Here is a 2,529-nt window from a genome sequence, read left to right as displayed (position 1 = left end):
TGGTTTCGTCAACACAAAAGTTGACCACCTGCGCTAGAGCAAAAGTTGACCGGCCCCTGATTTGCCATGGTAAATTGACAGATAATTCGGACTAAGGGGTTAGGAATCACTACATTTTGGTTTGAGCTGTTTGCATTTGCATCGTCTGGCGAAAGCGGTAGCTTTCCCCATTCATGAGGAGGATCTCCGAACGGTGAGTCAACCGATCGACCAGCGCTTCCGTCATTCGCACATCGCCAAACACGTCCGGCCATCGTTCAAAGTCCAAGTTTGTGGTGACGATGATGCTGCCCAGTTCATGCCGTGTGGAGCAGAACTGAAAGAGGAGTTCCGCGCCTGTTTTGCTAAAAGGGAGATACCCTAGCTCATCCAGAATCACTACGTCGTCGCGCATCCACTCCTTTTCCAGTTTAAGCAGACGGTGCTCTTCCCGGGCGACGAGGAGTTCCTCGACCCAGCGGGTGGTCTGGTAAAAGCGCACGCGCCGTCCCTGTTGACAAGCGGACAGACCGAGGGCAATGGCCAAGTGCGTTTTGCCTGTCCCAGAATTGCCCATAAATAGTACATGCCGTTTTTCAGCGAGGTAATCCCCTTGGGCCAGCGTGAGGATGCGGCTTTTGCTGATGGTGGTCGGATGGCTGAAGTCAAAGGTATCCAGACCCTTTATCTGTGGAAAACGGGCCTGCTTGATCCGTCGAGCCAATGCATTTTCATCCCGCTGGTCCATCTCATGGCGAAGCAATGCGCTCAAGAACTCCAGGTGGGAAAATTCGCGGGCCTGGGTTTCACGGAATAGCGCAGGGAGCGCCTCCGCTGCGCTGGATAGGCGCAGAGCTTTCAGATAATGGCTGATCGTTGCTGTATTCATGCGCTCACCGTCCCTTGGGCCAACTGTGCATAACGATTCAGTTGGGTGGGCGCCACCTGGGGTGTGGATCGTTTTTCCGTCGGTGGTGCTGTGGATATTTTCGGCGCGGGAATCATGGAGCTTGTTTTTTCCAACTCGTCGGCCAAGCGTTCCACATCGTGTGGAGACAAGGTGGACTGGCGCATCGCCTCTGTCAATGCGTCGGCAATACGGTGGATGGGATAGCGCCGTAGCAGAAGTAGGATGTGGACAAAGTCACGGTCTCCCTGTTCGGGTTCCATCCGACGGACGGCAGCATGGTAGTTGGCAAAGGGCTCCGGTAGCTTTGCTTGCCGAACCGGTTTGGCTTGGCTGACGGCGCGAGGTTTGCGCTCCAGCAATTTAAGGTAGTGTTGGATTTCGAATCGTTGTTGGCCATGAGTATAACAGCGGGTATGCGTGGCGATGAGGGTTTGCTGGTGATAGATGCGAATCTCATGAACATACCCTTTCACGGTAACTACCCGTCCGGTATATTCCACGGGAACGGAATACTGGTTCCGATCAAACTGGACCAGACAAAAACGATTCACCTTGACCTCCTTGCGAGCGCAGCAATCAAAGGTGTGACTGGACAACGCAAGCAGTGCATCGCGTTCGGTCTCAAAGCGCTCCATAAAGCTGACTTTTTCTTTACCGCGAGGTCGAGAATTTAACAGCCGGCAACGCTCTTCCAGCCATGCGTTTAATGCATCGATGCTGGGGAAGTCGGGAACCGGTGTGAACAAGTGCCACTTGACGTATCGGGCCAGCCCTTCGACGCCGCCTTTTTCATTTCCCTTGGCCGGGTTGCAAAAGTCACTGTCAAAGCCATGATGAGCGCGAAACTTGATGAAAACGTCCTGCTCGTCCCGCTGGCGACCCACAAGCACCCGTTTTACCGCTGTTTTCAGATTATCATAAAGAATCCGCGGCGGCACACCGCCAAAGAAAGCAAAACTGTGTTCATGGGCGTCCAAAAAAGCTTCTTGGCGTTGATGGGGATAGAAGCGTACGTAAAAGGCTCGGCTATGGCTGAATCGTAGGAGGAACACCTCGCCATTCACATCTTCACCGTTTATGCGTATGGTGGCCGGCGTCCAGTCGCACTGCGCGTTGCCAACCGGATCATGCTCCAACGGAATAAATGCCTCAATTCGCTCGAGGTTGAGTTCTTGCTTGATTTCCCGCACCCAACGGCGTACGGTCGATTCGCCCCCGGTAAAGCCATGTTCTTCCGTCAAGCGCTCGTACAACCGGCTGGCCGTGTACCGTTGTTTCGCCGGGGCGTTTTGGTTCTCCAGCAACCACTCTCGCAGTATTGGCGCATACTGATCTTTTAATGGTGACGGCGCCGGTGTTTTGCGCTTGTATCGGGTCGTTTCTTCGACGGAACCATATAGTATCTTTCGTATGGTTTGACGTGAGAGGCCGCTGATTTTTGCTATTTTTCGAATTGATTGCCGTTCCTTAATGTGCAGATCTTTGATATGCTTGTATGTATCCACCTTGATCATCCTTCTTGATTCCTGCCTTTGCTGTTGTCTTGACAACTCCAGCATAGCAGGTTTGATGATCAGGGTGGTCAATTTTTTCTCTAGCGTTTTTCGCTTACGTGGTCAAGTTTTATTATAGCGAATGCA

Annotated in this window: 2 protein-coding genes; both read right to left on the bottom strand. The window is 52.6% G+C overall.

The window, feature by feature from the left end:
* Positions 1-109: 109 nt before the first annotated feature.
* A complete protein-coding gene (gene istB / locus EDD73_RS14555; RefSeq protein ID WP_131921172.1) occupies positions 110-868 on the bottom strand; it encodes an IS21-like element helper ATPase IstB in 759 nt (252 codons plus the stop codon).
* Positions 865-2,394, bottom strand: a complete 1,530-nt coding sequence (gene istA / locus EDD73_RS14550; RefSeq protein ID WP_165876555.1) for an IS21 family transposase — start codon at positions 2,392-2,394, stop codon at positions 865-867. The genes istB and istA overlap by 4 nt, the downstream gene beginning before the upstream one ends.
* Positions 2,395-2,529: the final 135 nt, after the last annotated feature.

The sequence above is a fragment of the Heliophilum fasciatum genome (assembly GCF_004341395.1).
Lineage (GTDB): Bacteria > Bacillota > Desulfitobacteriia > Heliobacteriales > Heliobacteriaceae > Heliophilum > Heliophilum fasciatum.
The sequence above is the reverse complement of the archived record's forward strand: the minus strand, read 5'-3'. Positions and strand labels throughout refer to the sequence as shown.